Here is a 16,498-nt window from a genome sequence, read left to right as displayed (position 1 = left end):
CTTACTTCTCCTGCTCTGCAATCTCTTTGACCCAGGGGCGATGCCACTCCCGCATCAGGAGTTCATTGCGAAAACGCATCAGGGTCAGGGCCCCGAGAAATGCGGCAAACGCCAGGATCATGATCAGCAGCGGCCAGAGCATCTCGGGTGAAATGGAGGGTTTGTCAAATTTGGTGATGGTGGCCCCCTGATGCAGGGTGTTCCACCACTCCACCGAGTAGTGGATGATCGGCAGGTTGATCACCCCAACCAGTGCCAGAATGCCGGCCGCACGGCCAGCGACCACCTTGTCGCTGAAGGCGTTGTAGAGGGCTATCACGCCGAGGTAGAGAAACAGAAGTATCAGCTCAGAGGTGAGCCGCGCATCCCACACCCACCAGGTTCCCCACATCGGCTTGCCCCAGGCGGCACCAGTAAAGAGGGCAATAAAGGTAAATACGGCGCCGACCGGCGCAATGGCTGCAACCGTCATGTCCGCCATCCGCAGTTGCCACACCAGGCCGATAAAGGCGGCCACCGCCATGGTGGAGTAGGCCCCCATGGAGAGAATGGCGGAAGGCACGTGGATATAGATGATCCGGAACGAATCTCCCTGCTGGTAATCCGCTGGCGCAAACGCGAGGCCCCAGACAGTGCCGATCACAAACGAGAGCAGACTAATCACCGCAAACCAGGGCAACAGTGTGCCTGCCAGCTGATAGGCACGCTCCGGTTTGGCATAAGGGTGCAACCATTTCCACATAGCTCACAAAACCTTTTTGTTATTAATCATTTGGCGAGGCCTACCATACCGACCACGGGGCAGCATCAAATACCCCGAAAGCAATAAGCGGCACTCTCCTTGATCCATCGCAACATTATTTTTTGCAAAAAGACCCCATTCGGAGCCAAATTCGGTTCAGCTCACGGCCATCAGTTGAGGCTGACCCGCAACGCCGCCGACACAGCCAGCGGCGTCAGTGTCAAAGCCCCCACCAGCATGGCGGCCAGAATGGCAAGCTGCCCGCCATAGGGCAAGCTCATCCCCGCGGCATCGATGGCTGAGGTGGCAAAAATCAGTACCGGAATATAGAGCGGCAGGATCAGCAGACTAAGCAGCACCCCGCCTTTGCGCAGTCCCACCGTCAACGCGACCCCGACCGCGCCGAGCAGACTCAATACCGGAGTGCCAAGTGCCAGCGTCGCGACGACAGCCAGATAGGTGTTCATATCCAGCGACAGCAAAATCGCCAGCAAGGGAGAAATCAGCAGCAGCGGCAAGCCGGTCAGCAGCCAGTGAGCAACCACTTTCGCCAGCGCCAGCAAGCCCAGCGGGTGAGGCATCAGCATCATCTGCTCCAGCGCACCATCGGCAAAGTCGTCGCGAAACAGTCGCTCCAGCGACAACATGGCCGCCAATAGCGCCGCCACCCAGATAATTCCCGGGGCAATACGGGCCAGCAGTTTGGGCTCCGGGCCAATGCCTAACGGAAACAGGGTGATGACGATGAGGAAAAACCAGAGCGGGTTGAGAATATCGGAACGCTGGCGCAGAGCCATCAGCAGTTCACGGTGAATAAGGTGCATAACAGCGCGCAACATAGCGTTACTCCTGCAATGTCGAGGCGAAGGGGGTCAACGAGATAGTCTTCAGCCGTCCCTGCATCAGGGTCAGATCCTGATGGGTGGTGAGGATCACCATGCCGCCCCGCTCGGCGTGGGCCAGAAAGAGCTGCTCGAGCACCTTGACCCCTTGCTTGTCGATGGCGGTAAAGGGCTCATCGAGGATCCAGAGCGCCGGTTTCTGTGACAGCCAGAGTCTGGCCAGAGCCACCCGGCGTTGCTGACCGGCAGAGAGTTGTCCGGTCGGGTTCTCTTCAAACCCGGCAAGCCCTACCCGGGCTAATATCTGCCACAAGTCAGTCTCTGTCTGCTGCGGGTGATGCAACTGCTGGTAGAACTTCAGGTTTTCAAAAGGGGTCAGCGCCGCTTTGACACCGGGCTGGTGGCCAAGATAGAGCAGATTGGCATGATACTCATCGCGACAGTGACGAATATTCTCCCCGTTCCAGCACACCTCACCGGCAAACGGCTGCGACAGCCCAGTTAACAACCGCAACAGGCTGGTCTTGCCGACCCCGTTGGGCCCTTCGATTTGCACCAGATCGCCGGGCGCAACAGAGAAAGAGAGGTGTTCAAACAGAGTGCGATCTTCGCGCACGCAGCTCAGATTGTTAACTTGAAGCAGCATGGGGATTTTTTCAGAGAAAATGAAGCGGTCTGCATCTTAACACAGTATTGGAATACGTCTTTTCAAAGATGCAACAATTGAACTGACTGGCGACCGGGATCACAAAGAAAATGCAGTAGAAACCATCCGCTCAACGCAGCAGGGGGACAAGCTGCTGCACGCCATAAAATTCAGGAAGGCAAATGCCTTCCTGAATCATCAAGAGCGACCTTTTCGCAACGATATCAAGAGCTCGGCCTCTGCCTTTGGCAACTCGCACTCACTCATGACTTCATCAAGATCGGCGCCCAGTTCGACCATCTTGGCCGCTCGGCTGTAGAGCCTGCGTTCGGGATCCTGCAGGGTCAGCTCTTGCTGGCGATCATTGACCTGCTGCATCGCCCCTTCCACCGACTGCAGACGCTGCCCCATGCCAATGGCACCGGTATGGAGCTCCATCATCTGCTTGCGCAAGCTTTCCAGCTGACCTTGCAGCGTTGCCACACTGGCCTCGAACTCCTGCTTGCTGTGCTTGCTCTTGAACCAGATATAAGAGGCAAACGCCAAGGCAATCAGGGACAACCCCAAGGCAACCATCTCGATTATCAAAACATCACCTTACTTATCAGAGGGAACCGATATCTTCCCACTCTTCATCAGAGAGCAGCTTGTTCAAGTCAACCAGGATCAGCAGTTGCCCATCGCGGTTGCTTACCCCCTGAATAAACTTGGCGCTCTCTTCAGTACCGACCGCTGGTGCCGCATCGATTTCGGAAGAGCGCAGATAAACCACTTCAGCCACGCTGTCGACCATGATGCCGATCACCTGCTTCTCGGCCTCAATGATCACAATCCGGGAGTTTTCACTCACATCACCGGAAGGCAGACCGAAGCGGGAACGGGTATCGATGACAGTCACCACATTGCCACGCAGGTTGATGATCCCCAGTACGTACTCAGGCGCACCCGGCACCGGTGCAATTTCGGTGTAGCGCAACACCTCCTGAACCTGCATCACATTGATGCCGTAGGTTTCGTTTTCCAGTTGGAAGGTTACCCATTGCAGCACTTCATCTTCGGCCAGATTCTGTGCAATATTGCGCTTTTCTGTCATGTTTTTATTCCTTTTATGAAAACGTCTACTGCTAAAACTAGCAATAAAACAGCTCGATTGCAGAAGTTATCAACGACCTTCTATGTTAACCCCACGCTCCAGCAACAGGAGCAGTTCGCGGACGTGTAACAGGGCACACATTTTTTCTTTGACCATGCCAGCCAACCAGGGGCGCTTGCCCTCCTGATGGCGCCATTTCACCTGGTCACGGTGTAACAATTCAGTCCCTTTGAGATGATGGCAGGCTAATCCCCACGGCGATTCACCAAGCATAATCAGATACTTGTAATCATCCATCTCGAGATGCTGACCCGGCATGACCCACTGGGCAGTATCGACCACATTCATCTTCTGCTCGCGAGAGGTCATGATCCCCTTGTACCAGCCAGGCTGGCCAAACAGGGAGGTGATCTCGCCCAGCTGATGAATACCACCCAGCTCGGTCAACGGCACCGCAAACGTCACGCCCGCGACTTCAAAGAAAAGGGCCTGAAACTCTTTACCGATATCGATATTTTCCCAGGCAACCGGTTCACTGGCCTCTACCGGAGCAACCTCCAGCGCCGTCTCGGTCAGGATAGTAGTATGGGGTTCCGCAACCTCGGGGAGCAGTACCTCCGCAGGCCACTCAGGCTCCACCGGCAGCAGTGAATCCTCCGCCACAATCTCCAGCGGAGTGGTGAGAGTCGCTTCCTGGGTGAAGGCGTCATTCTCAAACTGGACTTGTCCCACCTGAGCCAATAGCTCACCGAGCTGGGCAAGCCGTGGATCGCTTTCAAGGTAAGGTGCGGCAACTACCTCGGGGACGCTTTGGGGCTGACGTTGCAACTGTAAAACAGGGGCAGATTGAACCTCTTCCACCTCATCCAGCGCCAGTGGCTCATCGAGCAGCAGGGAGTGGAAATAGTCATCCATCGCCCGAACTTGAATGGTATCTCTCATACCGTCACCTCATGAACCCGTTGCCGCTCAAGGGCATCAAGATGGTTGAGCAGCGTTTCATATGCATAGGTTCCACGACTCCCGGGAGAATAGATAGACGGGGGGATATGCAGCAAGCTGGCATCCCGAAACTTGGTATCAATAGGGATCACCGCATTCCACACCGAATCCCCATATTGATCCTTGATCGACTTCAAGGTCATCAGAGAGGCACGGGTGCGCTTGTCGAACATGGTCGGGATCACGGTATAACGGAACTTGTCACGCTTGGAACGCTGCATGATCTCGAATGTTTTCATCATCCGCTCCAACCCCTTGAGGGCCAGAAACTCGGTCTGGACAGGCACCAGAATGCGATCGCAGGCAGCCAGCGCGTTGACCATCATAACCCCCAGTACTGGCGGGCAATCGATCAGCACGTAATCATATTGATCCTGAATGCGCAGCAGTGCCCGCTTCAGTACCAGTCCCATCCCCTCACGATTGCCCATCACCCGATCAAGGGTCGCAAGGGTAATAGATGCGGGTAGTAAATTGATATTTTCGAACTTGGTCTTGAGCGTCAGTTTATTGACAAGCTCGGCTGTCGGTTTGACAGCTTGAAACAACTCATAGAGGGTTCCATCCAGGCGATCTGAATCAAAATCAAGGTATGCAGTCAGCGAAGCATGGGGATCGGTATCAATCAACAGCACCCGCTGGCCACGCTGGGCCAGGATCCCCGCAAGCGAGACCACTGTGGTGGTTTTACCCACACCACCTTTCTGGTTGGCAACCGTCCAAACAATCACTGTATCAATCCTGCCTTGTTGTTATGCGTATGCCACCACCGGGCAAGGTGATCACCTTTATCTCTCCTGCATCCACCGCCTGCTGTACAGCTGGAACCGGTTCAGCAACTACCGTCGGTGTTGCAACCACAGGTGCCGGCGGCACCCAGGCAAATTTGGAGATAGCGACCACAACCTTGCGATTCTGCAGTCTGCCCTGCTCGCTGCCGTTGTCAGCAAAGGGGGAAAACTCACCATATGCCTCGAACGCCAGACGCTGAGGGGCGATCCCATCAGCAATCAAACCATTAAGTACCGCTTCGGCCCGAGCAGCAGAAAGCGCCCAGTTAGAACGATAAATTTCATTATTTATCTGTTGGTTATCGGTATAACCCCGAACCCTTACATAGTTATCGACCGGTTTGAGAATACTTGAAAGAGTATTAATGACCGGTGCAGCGTTTGGTCCCAAAAAGGCACTGCCGCTGCCAAACAACAAGCCGGAACTAAGTTCAACCGTCAGCCAGTTCTCGTCTTGTGTCAGTTTGACGATACCGGCATCCACCAGCGAGCCCATGCTCTGTTGCAACTGCATATCGAGTTTTGCAAGTGTCGCGCCATCTTGCAGCACTGGCACACCAGAAATGGGAGCAAGTGAAGGAGAGGGGGATGCTGGGCTTTCCAGCAACGATGGAGAGGCAGATACCGCGTTATCCAGCAGGGAATTACCCTGCCCTTCAAGCAAGCCATTGCCGCCAGACTGCATGACACTGAACGCCTGGCTCATACCATCAATCACGGCGCGATACTTGTCCTTGTTCACCAGCGCAACAGAGTAGAGCACCACGAACAAGGCAAAGATCAGCGTCATATAATCGGCATAGGAGACCAACCAGCGGTCAAGATGCTCGCGACCCTGCAAGTGCAACCGATAGCGCTTGCGCATGGCTACTCTCCTTTCAAATAGGCCCTGAGCCGGCGTTCAACCTGCAAGCCGTTTTCACCATGAGCGATAGCCAGCAGCCCTTCCAGGGTCATCTCCTGAAAGAGTGCATAGTGGTAGTGAAATGCGCGTAGCCGATTGGCGATAGGCAGGTAGATGAGGTTGGCAAACCCCACTCCATATATGGTCGCCACAAATGCCACTGCGATACCCGCCCCCAGCGCTGACGGGTCTTCGAGATGAAACATGGCCTGGATCAGGCCCAGCACGGCACCGATGATCCCGATGGTCGGACTGTACCCCCCCATGGCTTCAAATACCCTGGCGGCATGTTCATTGCGTTCCTGCTCGATATCGATGTCCGCTTCCAGCAGCATACGGATATCCTCTGTGGATACCCCATCGACAATCATGCCGAGCCCTTGACGGGTAAAGTTGTCCTCCTCCTGCTCGGCCTGATTTTCAAGGGCCAGCAGCCCTTGCTGGCGCGCAAAGACGGCCCATGACTGCAATCGTTCGGCCTGCGTCGCAAGATCTTGGCGGGGAGGGGTAAAAATCCATAACAGCTGGCGCAACGCCAGCAGGATGTACTTGGCTGGAGTCTGCAACGTGACTGCACCAACGGTACCACCCAGCACGATCAAAAAAGCAGGGCCGTCCACCAACGTCAACAGAGAGCCGCCATGCCACATTTGGGCAATGGCAATAGCCCCCAATGCCAGGAGCAGACCGAGCAAGCCCATGATTAGCGCCCCAACTCAACCAGAATACGCTGGGCCACCTTGTCCAGAGGGAGTGATTCGCTGGCAATCCCCGCTTTGGCTACCGCTTGGGGCATACCATATACCACGCAGGAAGCCTCATCCTGAGCCCAGATGGTTGATCCCTGCTCTTTCAGCAGTCTGGCGCCATCACGGCCATCAGCCCCCATACCGGTCAGCACAATCGCCAATACCTTGTCGGCATAGGTTTTGGCCGCAGAGGCAAAGGTGATGTCCACACAAGGCTTGTAATTTACCTTGTCGTTGCCATCCACGATGCGAATGCGGGCCCCTGCACCACGACCTTCCAGCAGCATCTGCTTACCACCGGGAGCAAGATAGGCATGCCCGGGTTTAAGCACATCGCCATCTTCCGCTTCCTTGACGCCAATCTGGCATAACCCGTTGAGACGGGCAGCAAACGCGGCGGTAAAAGTGGCTGGCATATGCTGGATAAGCAGGATGGGATGGGGAAAATCCCCCGGCAACTTGGTCAGCACATTTTGCAAAGCAACAGGTCCGCCGGTAGAAGTGCCGATCGCCACCAACTGATAACTCTTGCCACTGCGCTTGAATGAAGCACTTGGCACAGTACGTTGCAGGTCAGGCTGACGATCTGAAGTTCTGGGCGCTGTGCTGCCCAGCGGAGCACGAGCAACCGGTTCAGTTGCTTTGGGGCGAGCAGCTGATGTCATCAGGAAGCGCTTGCGGGAGATCTCCTTCACCCGCTGTTGCAACAGTCTGACCGCTTCATCTTTGTCTCTGGCAATGTCCTCAAACTTCTTGGGCAAGAAGTCGAGTGCACCGGCGTCCAGCGCATCCAGCGTAGCCTTGGCCCCTTCATGGGTCAGGGAGGAGAACATCAGAATGGGGGTTGGGCACTTGACCATGATCTCCCGCACCGCACTGATGCCATCCATCACGGGCATCTCGATGTCCATGGTGATCACATCAGGGCGCAGCGACATCGCCTTGTCCACAGCCTCACGTCCATTCTGGGCCGTATCAATCACCGTCAGCATGGGATCCTGATTGATGATCTCGCTCACCCGACGGCGAAAGAAGCTCGAATCGTCGACAACTAATACCTTGACTGCCATTGTTGTTTTTCTAACTCCTTGGGCCTGAGCTATTAATGTCTACGCGCATATGCTTTGAGCAGACTCGGCACATCCAAAATAAGAGCAATTCCACCATCACTGGTAATGGTCGCCCCGGCCATGCCAGGGGTGCCTTGCAGCAAGTTATCAAGTGGCTTGATCACCACCTCTTCCTGACCAATCAAGCTGTCTACCACAAACCCGATTTGCTGAGTACCAATCTGCACGATCACCACATGTCCGGTATCCTGACGTGAACGTTTATTGGCGCCACGAATCAACCACTTGTGCAGATAGAAGAGTGGTATCGCCTTCTCGCGTACAATGATGGTGAGCTGGCCATCAACCATGTTGGCCTTTTTGAGATCCAGATGGAAAATCTCGTTCACACAACCAAGGGGAAGTGCGAAGGTTTGCTCACCCACTTCCACCATCAGCGTCGGCAGAATGGCAAGCGTCAACGGAACCTTGATTTCGAGACGAGTACCTTTCCCCCAGGTGGAATCGATGTGTACCGAGCCATTAAGGCTGACAATGCTGGTTTTAACCACATCCATCCCGACACCACGGCCAGAGATATCGGAAATCTCGGCCTTGGTTGAAAAGCCCGGAGCAAAGATCAGGTTATAGGCATCGTTGTCGCTCATGCGAGCGGCAGTATCTGCATCCAGAACACCGCGACTGATTGCGATTGACTTGAGTTTCTCAGGGTCCATCCCTGCCCCATCATCCTCAATGCAAAGCAGAATATGGTCACCTTGCTGGGAGGCGCTAAGGGTGATCGTCCCTTGCCGCGGTTTGCCCGCTTTCTCCCGCACATCAGGCATTTCGACCCCGTGATCGCAGGAGTTGCGAACAAGGTGAACCAGAGGATCGGCGAGCGCCTCTACCAGGTTTTTATCCAGATCTGTCTCTTCGCCCACCATCACCAGCTCAATCTCTTTCTTGAGGGTTCTGGCCAGATCACGCACCACGCGCGGGAAACGACCAAATACCTTCTTGATTGGCTGCATGCGGGTTTTCATCACCGCACCTTGCAGGTCAGCCGTTACCACATCCAGATTGGCAACCGCCTTTGACATCTCTTCATCATTGCTGGCAATACCCAGGCTCACCAGCCGGTTACGGACCAATACCAACTCACCTACCATGTTCATGATGACATCGAGAGTCTTGGTATCCACCCGCACCGTCGTATCGCTTTGCACGGCACTGTTTTCTGCTGGCGCAGGCGCCGCCTTGGCAACAGGCGCTGGCGCCTTGGCTGCTTCAGCGGGTTTTGCGGGGGCAGCCGGTGCTGGTTTGGCTACAGGAGTGACCGGTTTGGGCGGAGTCACCGCGGTAGGTGCGGCAGGTGCGGCAGGTGCGGCAGGTGCGGCAGGTGCGGCAGGTGCGGCAGGTGCGGCAGGTGCCAGAGTACTCTGAGGCCCTTGACCACGACCATGCAATTCATCAAGCAGACGCTCAAACTCATCATCATCGATAAGCTCGTCCACCTCTTTTTGCACCGACTTCAGAGGATTCACCTCTGGCGCCCCCATGTGCTGTCCCTGGCCATGGAGCTGATCCAGCAAGGCCTCAAACTCATCATCGGTGATATCGCCAGAGCCACCCGCTATCGGGGCTGCTGCAGCCGTCTTGGTCGGTGCCCCACCCACGCCGTGGAGTTCGTCCAGCAGACGTTCAAATTCGTCTGCAGAAATTTCATCGATCGAGCCGCCGCCATTGACAGGAGCAGGCTCGCTGCTGATGGCTGCGGGTTCAACAACTTCTGAAGCAACTTCTTCAACAACTACCGGTGCTGCAGGTTCAGATTCTACAGCCGCAGCCGCACTGGTAGCCGTGCGCAGTTGCTCTTCCCCTTCCGGCTTGCACAACTCATGGAGGTCATGAAGCAAATCATCTGACGCAGGGCTGGGTGCTTCGCGATTTTGAACCTGGGCGAACATGACATTGATGGCATCCAGCGCTTGCAGGATCACATCCATCAGCTCCGCAGTAACGGTTCGCTTGCCATTACGCAAGATATCGAACACGTTTTCCGCACCGTGGCATACATCAACCAGTTCACCGAGCGACAGAAAACCTGCCCCCCCTTTCACGGTATGGAAACCACGAAAGATGGCATTCAACAGGTTCTTGTCATCGGGCCGCTTTTCCAAGTCGACCAGTTGTTCAGACAACTGTTCCAATATTTCGGATGCTTCGACCAGAAAGTCTTGCAGTATGTCTTCATCAACTTCGAAGGCCATGCGTCACTCCATTAGAATCCCAAGCTAGACAGCAGATCGTCCACATCATCCTGACCATTGACCACGTCGGCACGAGCCTCGGGGTTCATGATAGGGCCCTCTGCTTCAATCCCGTTGACAGGAATACTACGAGTTGAATGCTCAGCAGAAGCCTCACCAAACATGGTCAGCATTTCTATTAATTTTGTTTCAACTTCCTGAACAAGCTTGATGACCTTGCGGATCATCTGACCTGTCAAATCCTGAAAATCTTGTGCCATCAGAATTTCTGTCAGCAGTTGCCGTAATTTATCGGCATCAGACTCTGAAGCCTTAATAAAATCATCAAGTTGGTGACATAAGGATTTGAACTGCCCCACGCTCATGTCACGAGACATCAGGGCATTCCAGTTCGGCATCACCAGCTGGATATTGTCATTCAGGCGATCCGCTATCGGCAAACTGGCTTCCACCGCATCCATTGTACGATTGGCCGCTTTGTCGGTCATATCGATAACGTAGCTCAAGCGCTCCCGAGCATCGGGAATATCATGAGTAGCCAAATCGGGAATACGGGGATCGAGGCGAAATTCTTGAAGTGAATCATGCAGTTGTCGGGTCAGCTGACCTACTTTTTCAAACAGATCGGCTGCGTTGGGGGCACATACTTCGGCAAGCAGTTCATCGGCCAGCTCAAATTCGCCTTGCTCCAGATGAGCAACAAGCATCCTTGCCTGGTCGAGCGAAATCATTGCTCTCGTTTTGGCCATCATCCCTGCAGCTCCTTAGCCAATTCGTTCGAAAATTTTGTCGAGTTTTTCTTTGAGCGTGGCTGCGGTGAAGGGCTTGACGATGTAACCGTTGACGCCAGCTTGGGCGGCTTCAATGATCTGCTCACGTTTGGCTTCAGCGGTTACCATCAGTACCGGCAGATGCTTGAGCTTCTCATCGACTCGGATGGCTTTAAGCAGGTCAATACCTTGCATGCCAGGCATGTTCCAGTCGGTAACTACAAACTGAAAATCACCATTTTTCAGCATCGGCAGCGCTGTATTGCCGTCATCCGCCTCATGGGTATTGTTGAATCCCAAGTCGCGCAGCAAGTTCTTGATAATCCGGCGCATCGTTGAAAAATCGTCAACAATGAGGATTTTCATGTTCTTGTCCAAAATTCCCTCCTAAATAGCCACCAGAGTGGCTCACTTACATGATGCTAAAAACGGGTTGTGTCGTGCGGATTATGCCTTAGAGTTTCATCTCAGTGTAGCCAGTACAAACACTTATAGATGCCAATCTCTCAAACGAGCACGCAATCTGTGCATTGCCTGACTGTGGATCTGGCTCACACGCGACTCGCTGACATTCAAAACCTCGCCAATTTCACGCAAATTCAGCTCTTCATCGTAGTAAAGAGAGAGAACCAAAGCTTCTCTCTCTGGTAGACGACCAATTTGCTCGGATAATTGAATCTGAAATCGCTCGGCAGCCAATTCATCGAATCCCGAGCCTGAAGGGGCATCATCGGGGTTGCCGATCACATCCTCGCTGACCCCCAAATCTTCGATGCCGATAATTTTGCCGCAGGAGACGTCTTGCAGCATCGCATGGTAATCAGCGATGGAGACCCCCATCTCGGCAGCAACTTCGGTATCTCGCGCGTCACGCCCGTGAGTCTGCTCGACATTCTCGATCGCCTCTGCAATAGCGCGACTGTTGCGATGCACGGAGCGGGGTACCCAGTCACCACGCCGGATCTCATCCAGCATGGCGCCACGGATGCGGATCCCGGCATACGTCTCGAAGCTGGCCCCCTTGCTACCGTCAAAATTGCGAGAGGCTTCAAGCAGCCCAATCATACCTGCCTGGATCAGGTCATCCAGCAAGACACTGCTGGGCAGGCGAGCCAACAAATGCTGGGCAATTCGCTTGACCAGGGGAGCATGACGCTCCACCAGCACATAGGAATCCTGATGACGCAAGTACGCTTGGGCTTTATTCACGGGAACCTTCCTGTGTTGTGGCCGGTTTCTGCAACAAATTTTCCAGGAAAAACTCCAGATGGCCGCCCGGCTGGTTGGGAACCGGCCAGCTCGCCGCCTTGTTGGCAAGGGCCCGAAACGCCAGTGCGGCCGGCGACTTGGGAAACGCCTCGACAATCAGCTTCTGCTTGCGCACGGCGGCACGCAGATTGGTGTCATAAGGTACACAGGCGACCAGCTCCAGGGAGGTGTCGAGGAAACGATCCGTGACCCGGGTCAGTTTGGCAAAGAGCTCCTGCCCTTCACGCAGACTGCGCACCATATTGGCCACTACCTTGAAACGAAACACGCCATGATCCTTGGAGAGGATCTTGATGAGGGCGTAGGCATCGGTGATGGAGGTCGGCTCATCGCAGACCACCACCATGATGTCTTGAGCTGCTCGGGTGAAGCTCAGCACCATGTCGGAGATCCCCGCAGCCGTATCCACCAGCAGGATGTCGACCTGGGTTTTCATCTCGCTGAAGGCACGGATAAGCTCGGCATGCTGCACCGGAGAAAGCTCGACCATGGACTGGGTGCCCGAGGTCGCAGGCACGATCATCATGCCGTATGGACCTTCGACGATGATATCGTCGATGGTGCATTCACCCGCCAAGACATGAGAGAGGTTGCGATGAACCCGCAGCCCCAGCATGACGTCGACGTTGGCCAGACCCAGGTCGGCATCCAGCACCATCACCCGCTTGCCTTGGGCGGCCATGGCTCCGGCCACGTTCAGGGTCACGTTGGTCTTGCCCACGCCACCTTTACCACCGGAAACGGCGATTACCTTTACTCGATTGTTTTGACGCATTTTGCGCAGACCACTCGCCTGATCCATATACATGTTACTCATAAAACTCCGAATCTTCGGCCTCGCCAAAGCCTGCGCCCCAGAAATAGGGCTCCTCTGTTTCTCGCTCCAGCGAGCCCATGGCAGCCCCGACGAGCTGCGCCGCATTGGCAACCTGAATATCTTCCGGAACCCTTTGTCCGTCAGTGATATAGCTGATGGGCAATGAATTCTGGATACACACGTTAATCACTTCGCCCAGATTCAGACTTTCATCCAATTTGGTAAGTATGCAGCCGCTTAATGGAATACGCCGGAAATGGTCAACCGCTTCCTGCATCACCCGACGCTGGGAAGTTGCCGACATCACCAGATAACTGCGGATCCGCACCTTGGCATTCTTGACCAAGGTATCGAGCTGCTCGGTCAGCCGGATATCCCGTTGGCCAACCCCAGCCGTATCGATAAGTACCAGCCGACGGTGGCGGAACTGATAAAGGGCATTGGCCAGCTCTTCTGCATCACGCACCTGCCGCACCGGACACCCCATGATGCGACCATAGGTCTGCAGTTGTTCATGGGCACCAATCCGGTAGTTGTCGGTGGTGATCAGCGCCACCTGCTCAGCGCCATACTTCATGGCGAAACGGGCCGCCAGCTTGGCAATAGTGGTGGTTTTGCCCACCCCGGTCGGGCCAAGCAGCGCCACCGCGCCGCCCTGACGCATGATCTCGTCCTCGCTGATCTTGAGCTGGGCCGTCAACACCTCGGCCAACTGGGCCATCGCCTGATGGATGGACATATCTTCGGGGATCAGTCCCGCCAGTTGATCGGCAAAGGCATCATCAAAGCCCAGTTTCTTGAGCTCCTTGATCAACAGGGCCCGCATCGGTTCGCGGCGCTCCACCTCTTGCCACATCAGCCCGGAGATCTGGTGCTCCAGCAATTTGCGGATGCTGGCCATCTCCTTGCGCATCCCTTCCATCTCCTGATCCCGCTGGGCAGGTTGAGGGGGGCGCTGGCCAGACGCAACCCGGGCCTTGGGCTTGGCAGGTTCGGGGGTTGCGCCCCACTGCCCCTGCTCGGCCAATGTTCTGGGCGCTGCATTGGCAGCGGCCAGCCCGGCCGATTGGGTATTGCCCATTGGCGCCCCATTGCCCGGCTTGAGCTTCTGCTGGCGCGCCAGCAAGGCGGCCAGGGTATCGGCATAATGTTCGTTCTGCTCCTTCGCCGGCGACGGCTCGGGGCGGATCATCTGCCGTGCAGCAGACGAAATATTGACGCTCTCATCGTTCAGCTGACGGCGAACCGGCGCATCTTTGGGCCCCGGGACCTGGGATTGATAATCGACTGCGGCGACTATCTCTACCCCTCCGGTGACCTTCTTGTTGGACATGATGACGGCGTCAGGCCCGAGAGTCTCCTTGACCTCGGCCAGAGCCGTTCGCATATCCTTGGCAAAAAACCGCTTAATCTTCACCCGTCGTCTCCGCTAACTAGTTCTGCCCTACCGCACTGACGATGCGGATCTGCTTGTCGTCGGGCACTTCCTGATAAGACAGAACGCGCAATCCAGGAATGGCATTCTTGACAAATTTCGCCAGGGTATTGCGCAAGATCCCCGATGTCAGAAGCACGGCCGGTTGGCCTTCCAATTCTTGTCGTTGAGTGGCTTCCACCAGCGAACGCTGCATCCGCTCAGCCAGACCCGGTTCAATACCGGCACCATCACCGCCACCAGCCTGCAGGGATTGATGCAATATACGTTCCAATTCCGGCGCCAAGGTAATCACCGGCAGCTCGGGATCGGGACCTGCAATCTCCTGCACAATCAGGCGACGCAGGGCAATCCGGCAAGCGGCCGTGAGCACTTCTGGATCAGGACTGCGCGGCGCGTATTCAACCAGGGTCTGCAGGATAGTGCGCATATCGCGGATTGGCACGCCTTCATTGAGCAAATTCTGCAATACCTTCACAAGGTTACCCATGCTGATCACTTCCGGCACCAACCCTTCGACCAGCTTGCTCTGATGTTTGCCAATCATGTCGAGCAGTTGTTGTACCTCGTCATGGCCCAGCAGCAGAGCCGCATGGTTGGTCAGGATCTGGCTCAGATGGGTAGCCACCACGGTCGCGGTATCTACCACCGTATACCCCAGCGTCTGTGCCTGAGAGACCATCTCCTTGGCAACCCAGACCGCTTCCAGTCCGAAGGCGGGATCCCGGGTCGCAATCCCATGGATCTGACCGAACACCTGCCCCGGATTGATGGCCATCTCCTTATCATGGTAGACATTGGCCTCGCCGGTACTGACCCCCATCAAGGTGATGCGGTATTGATTGGGCGCCAGATCCAGGTTGTCGCGAATGTGGACGGCCGGGACCAGAAAGCCCAGCTCTTGCGAGAGTTTCTTGCGCACCCCTTTGATCCGGTTGAGCAGTTCGCCACCCTGATTGCGATCCACCAGCGGGATCAGCTGATAACCCACTTCCAGCCCGATGATGTCCACCGGCATCACATCGTCCCAGCTCAGCTCTTTCTGCTCATGGGGTTGTTCGGCAGTGGCAGGCAGCAGCTCACCCTTGGCCGCTTTGGCGGCCGCCAGTTTCTCGCGGCGCAGCAACCACCAGGCGCCAGCGGCGGCAAGAGCCCCCAGACTCAGGAAGGCGAAATGCGGCATCCCCGGCACCAGTCCCATCATCAGCAGAATACCGGCGGAGATGATCAGGGCTTTGGGATTGTCAAACAGCTGACCCAGCACTGCAGTTCCCATGTCCTGATCGGTATTCTGACGGGTCACTATGATGGCGGCGGCGATGGAGAGCAGCAGGGAGGGGATCTGCGCCACCAGACCGTCACCGATGGCCAACAGGGTATAGATCTCGGCCGATTCGCTGAAGGTCAGCTGGTGCTGCATCATCCCGATGATGAAGCCGCCGATGATGTTGATAAAGAGGATCATGATGCCCGCAATGGCATCCCCTTTGACAAACTTGGAAGCACCATCCATGGAGCCGTAGAAGTCAGCTTCCTGGGTTACATCCTGACGACGCTTCTTCGCCTCTTCCTGATTGATGAGACCGGCGTTCAAATCGGCATCGATGGCCATCTGTTTGCCCGGCATCGCATCAAGGGTAAAACGGGCACTCACTTCCGCGATCCGCCCGGCACCCTTGGTGATCACCACAAAGTTGATGATCATCAGGATGGTGAAAACGATGATGCCGACCGCATAGTTGCCGCCGATCACCACGTTACCGAACGCCTCGATCACATGGCCGGCCGCCGCACTGCCATTATGACCTTCCAGTAACACCACTCGGGTCGAGGCGACGTTCAACGCCAACCGCAACAAGGTAGCGAGCAGCAGTACGGTCGGGAAGGCAGCAAATTCGAGGGGGCGGCGGGTATAGACGGATACCAGCAGCACCACGATGGAGAGTGCAATGTTGAAGGAGAAGAGCACATCCAGCATCAACGGCGGGATGGGCAACACCACCATGCCGAGCGCAGCCAATACAAGCAGAGGAGTACCAAGGCCTTTGCCCAATACTCCCCGGTACTCTTTGAACTGGCCCAATACTGCCTTGAATTCCATCGCGCTTCTCAATTT

Annotated in this window: 17 protein-coding genes; all 17 read right to left on the bottom strand. The window is 55.6% G+C overall.

All coding sequences use genetic code 11. The features are described from left to right. Position 1: 1 nt before the first annotated feature. The 17 genes from A9G06_RS14105 to flhA all read right to left on the bottom strand — a co-directional run bounded on the left by A9G06_RS14105 (position 2) and on the right by flhA (position 16,483). Positions 2-742: a heme ABC transporter permease gene (locus A9G06_RS14105; RefSeq protein WP_005334687.1), complete on the bottom strand. Its 741-nt coding sequence runs from the start codon at positions 740-742 to the stop codon at positions 2-4. Between the two features lie 170 nt (positions 743-912). After that, positions 913-1,581, bottom strand: a complete 669-nt coding sequence (gene ccmB, locus A9G06_RS14100; RefSeq protein WP_005353658.1) for a heme exporter protein CcmB — start codon at positions 1,579-1,581, stop codon at positions 913-915. A 4-nt stretch (positions 1,582-1,585) separates the two neighbouring features. Then, positions 1,586-2,230 (bottom strand): cytochrome c biogenesis heme-transporting ATPase CcmA, encoded by a 645-nt coding sequence (gene ccmA, locus A9G06_RS14095; RefSeq protein WP_005353659.1) that lies wholly within the window; start codon positions 2,228-2,230, stop codon positions 1,586-1,588. A 198-nt stretch (positions 2,231-2,428) separates the two neighbouring features. Continuing rightward, positions 2,429-2,806, bottom strand: coding sequence for a DUF2802 domain-containing protein (locus A9G06_RS14090; protein WP_069555668.1), 378 nt, complete (start codon positions 2,804-2,806; stop codon positions 2,429-2,431). A 28-nt stretch (positions 2,807-2,834) separates the two neighbouring features. Beyond that, positions 2,835-3,323, bottom strand: coding sequence for a chemotaxis protein CheW (locus A9G06_RS14085; RefSeq protein ID WP_005298836.1), 489 nt, complete (start codon positions 3,321-3,323; stop codon positions 2,835-2,837). Positions 3,324-3,392: 69 nt separating this feature from the next. Further along, entirely contained in the window at positions 3,393-4,265 is an 873-nt protein-coding gene (locus A9G06_RS14080) for a chemotaxis protein CheW (protein ID WP_069555629.1), read from the bottom strand. Next, complete coding sequence (locus A9G06_RS14075; protein ID WP_043820930.1) at positions 4,262-5,056, bottom strand: ParA family protein; 795 nt, start codon at positions 5,054-5,056, stop codon at positions 4,262-4,264. Before A9G06_RS14075 ends, A9G06_RS14080 begins: the two co-directional genes overlap by 4 nt. A 4-nt stretch (positions 5,057-5,060) precedes the next feature. Further along, the gene (locus A9G06_RS14070; protein ID WP_021229886.1) at positions 5,061-5,981 is read right to left on the bottom strand and encodes a flagellar motor protein MotB; all 921 of its coding nucleotides are present in this window, start codon (positions 5,979-5,981) and stop codon (positions 5,061-5,063) included. A gap of 2 nt (positions 5,982-5,983) precedes the next feature. Beyond that, the gene (locus A9G06_RS14065; protein WP_069555628.1) at positions 5,984-6,721 is read right to left on the bottom strand and encodes a flagellar motor protein; all 738 of its coding nucleotides are present in this window, start codon (positions 6,719-6,721) and stop codon (positions 5,984-5,986) included. A gap of 2 nt (positions 6,722-6,723) precedes the next feature. Further along, positions 6,724-7,839, bottom strand: coding sequence for a chemotaxis response regulator protein-glutamate methylesterase (locus A9G06_RS14060; protein WP_069555627.1), 1,116 nt, complete (start codon positions 7,837-7,839; stop codon positions 6,724-6,726). 32 nt (positions 7,840-7,871) lie between these two features. After that, positions 7,872-10,091, bottom strand: a complete 2,220-nt coding sequence (locus tag A9G06_RS14055) for a chemotaxis protein CheA (protein WP_069555626.1) — start codon at positions 10,089-10,091, stop codon at positions 7,872-7,874. A gap of 11 nt (positions 10,092-10,102) precedes the next feature. Then, positions 10,103-10,843, bottom strand: a complete 741-nt coding sequence (locus tag A9G06_RS14050) for a protein phosphatase CheZ (RefSeq protein WP_005353668.1) — start codon at positions 10,841-10,843, stop codon at positions 10,103-10,105. Between the two features lie 12 nt (positions 10,844-10,855). Then, entirely contained in the window at positions 10,856-11,239 is a 384-nt protein-coding gene (gene cheY / locus A9G06_RS14045) for a chemotaxis response regulator CheY (protein ID WP_013723552.1), read from the bottom strand. 111 nt (positions 11,240-11,350) lie between these two features. Then, complete coding sequence (locus tag A9G06_RS14040; protein WP_019444723.1) at positions 11,351-12,070, bottom strand: RNA polymerase sigma factor FliA; 720 nt, start codon at positions 12,068-12,070, stop codon at positions 11,351-11,353. Further along, positions 12,063-12,938 (bottom strand): MinD/ParA family protein, encoded by an 876-nt coding sequence (locus tag A9G06_RS14035; RefSeq protein ID WP_013723550.1) that lies wholly within the window; start codon positions 12,936-12,938, stop codon positions 12,063-12,065. The genes A9G06_RS14040 and A9G06_RS14035 overlap by 8 nt, the downstream gene beginning before the upstream one ends. Position 12,939: 1 nt before the next feature. After that, the gene (gene flhF, locus A9G06_RS14030) at positions 12,940-14,364 is read right to left on the bottom strand and encodes a flagellar biosynthesis protein FlhF (protein WP_069555625.1); all 1,425 of its coding nucleotides are present in this window, start codon (positions 14,362-14,364) and stop codon (positions 12,940-12,942) included. A 16-nt stretch (positions 14,365-14,380) separates the two neighbouring features. Further along, positions 14,381-16,483, bottom strand: coding sequence for a flagellar biosynthesis protein FlhA (gene flhA, locus A9G06_RS14025; RefSeq protein WP_069555624.1), 2,103 nt, complete (start codon positions 16,481-16,483; stop codon positions 14,381-14,383). Between the last annotated feature and the right edge of the window lie 15 nt (positions 16,484-16,498).

Source organism: Aeromonas sp. DNP9 (assembly GCF_001728955.1).
Classification (GTDB): domain Bacteria; phylum Pseudomonadota; class Gammaproteobacteria; order Enterobacterales; family Aeromonadaceae; genus Aeromonas; species Aeromonas veronii.
Note: the sequence above shows the minus strand (reverse complement) of the source record. Positions and strands in the feature narration are given on the sequence as shown.

Excerpts from the sequence above, each read along its gene's own strand:
- ccmA (WP_005353659.1), bottom strand. The coding sequence starts at position 2,230 with ATGCTGCTTCAAGTTAACAATCTGAGCTGCGTGCGCGAAGATCGCACT.
- A9G06_RS14085 (WP_005298836.1), bottom strand. The coding sequence starts at position 3,323 with ATGACAGAAAAGCGCAATATTGCACAGAATCTGGCCGAAGATGAAGTG.
- A9G06_RS14055 (WP_069555626.1), bottom strand. The coding sequence starts at position 10,091 with ATGGCCTTCGAAGTTGATGAAGACATACTGCAAGACTTTCTGGTCGAA.
- A9G06_RS14050 (WP_005353668.1), bottom strand. The coding sequence starts at position 10,843 with ATGATGGCCAAAACGAGAGCAATGATTTCGCTCGACCAGGCAAGGATG.
- A9G06_RS14035 (WP_013723550.1), bottom strand. The coding sequence starts at position 12,938 with ATGTATATGGATCAGGCGAGTGGTCTGCGCAAAATGCGTCAAAACAAT.
- A9G06_RS14070 (WP_021229886.1), bottom strand. The coding sequence starts at position 5,981 with ATGCGCAAGCGCTATCGGTTGCACTTGCAGGGTCGCGAGCATCTTGAC.
- A9G06_RS14065 (WP_069555628.1), bottom strand. The coding sequence starts at position 6,721 with ATGGGCTTGCTCGGTCTGCTCCTGGCATTGGGGGCTATTGCCATTGCC.
- A9G06_RS14080 (WP_069555629.1), bottom strand. The coding sequence starts at position 4,265 with ATGAGAGATACCATTCAAGTTCGGGCGATGGATGACTATTTCCACTCC.
- ccmB (WP_005353658.1), bottom strand. The coding sequence starts at position 1,581 with ATGTTGCGCGCTGTTATGCACCTTATTCACCGTGAACTGCTGATGGCT.
- A9G06_RS14090 (WP_069555668.1), bottom strand. The coding sequence starts at position 2,806 with ATGGTTGCCTTGGGGTTGTCCCTGATTGCCTTGGCGTTTGCCTCTTAT.
- A9G06_RS14105 (WP_005334687.1), bottom strand. The coding sequence starts at position 742 with ATGTGGAAATGGTTGCACCCTTATGCCAAACCGGAGCGTGCCTATCAG.
- A9G06_RS14060 (WP_069555627.1), bottom strand. The coding sequence starts at position 7,839 with ATGGCAGTCAAGGTATTAGTTGTCGACGATTCGAGCTTCTTTCGCCGT.
- flhA (WP_069555624.1), bottom strand. The coding sequence starts at position 16,483 with ATGGAATTCAAGGCAGTATTGGGCCAGTTCAAAGAGTACCGGGGAGTA.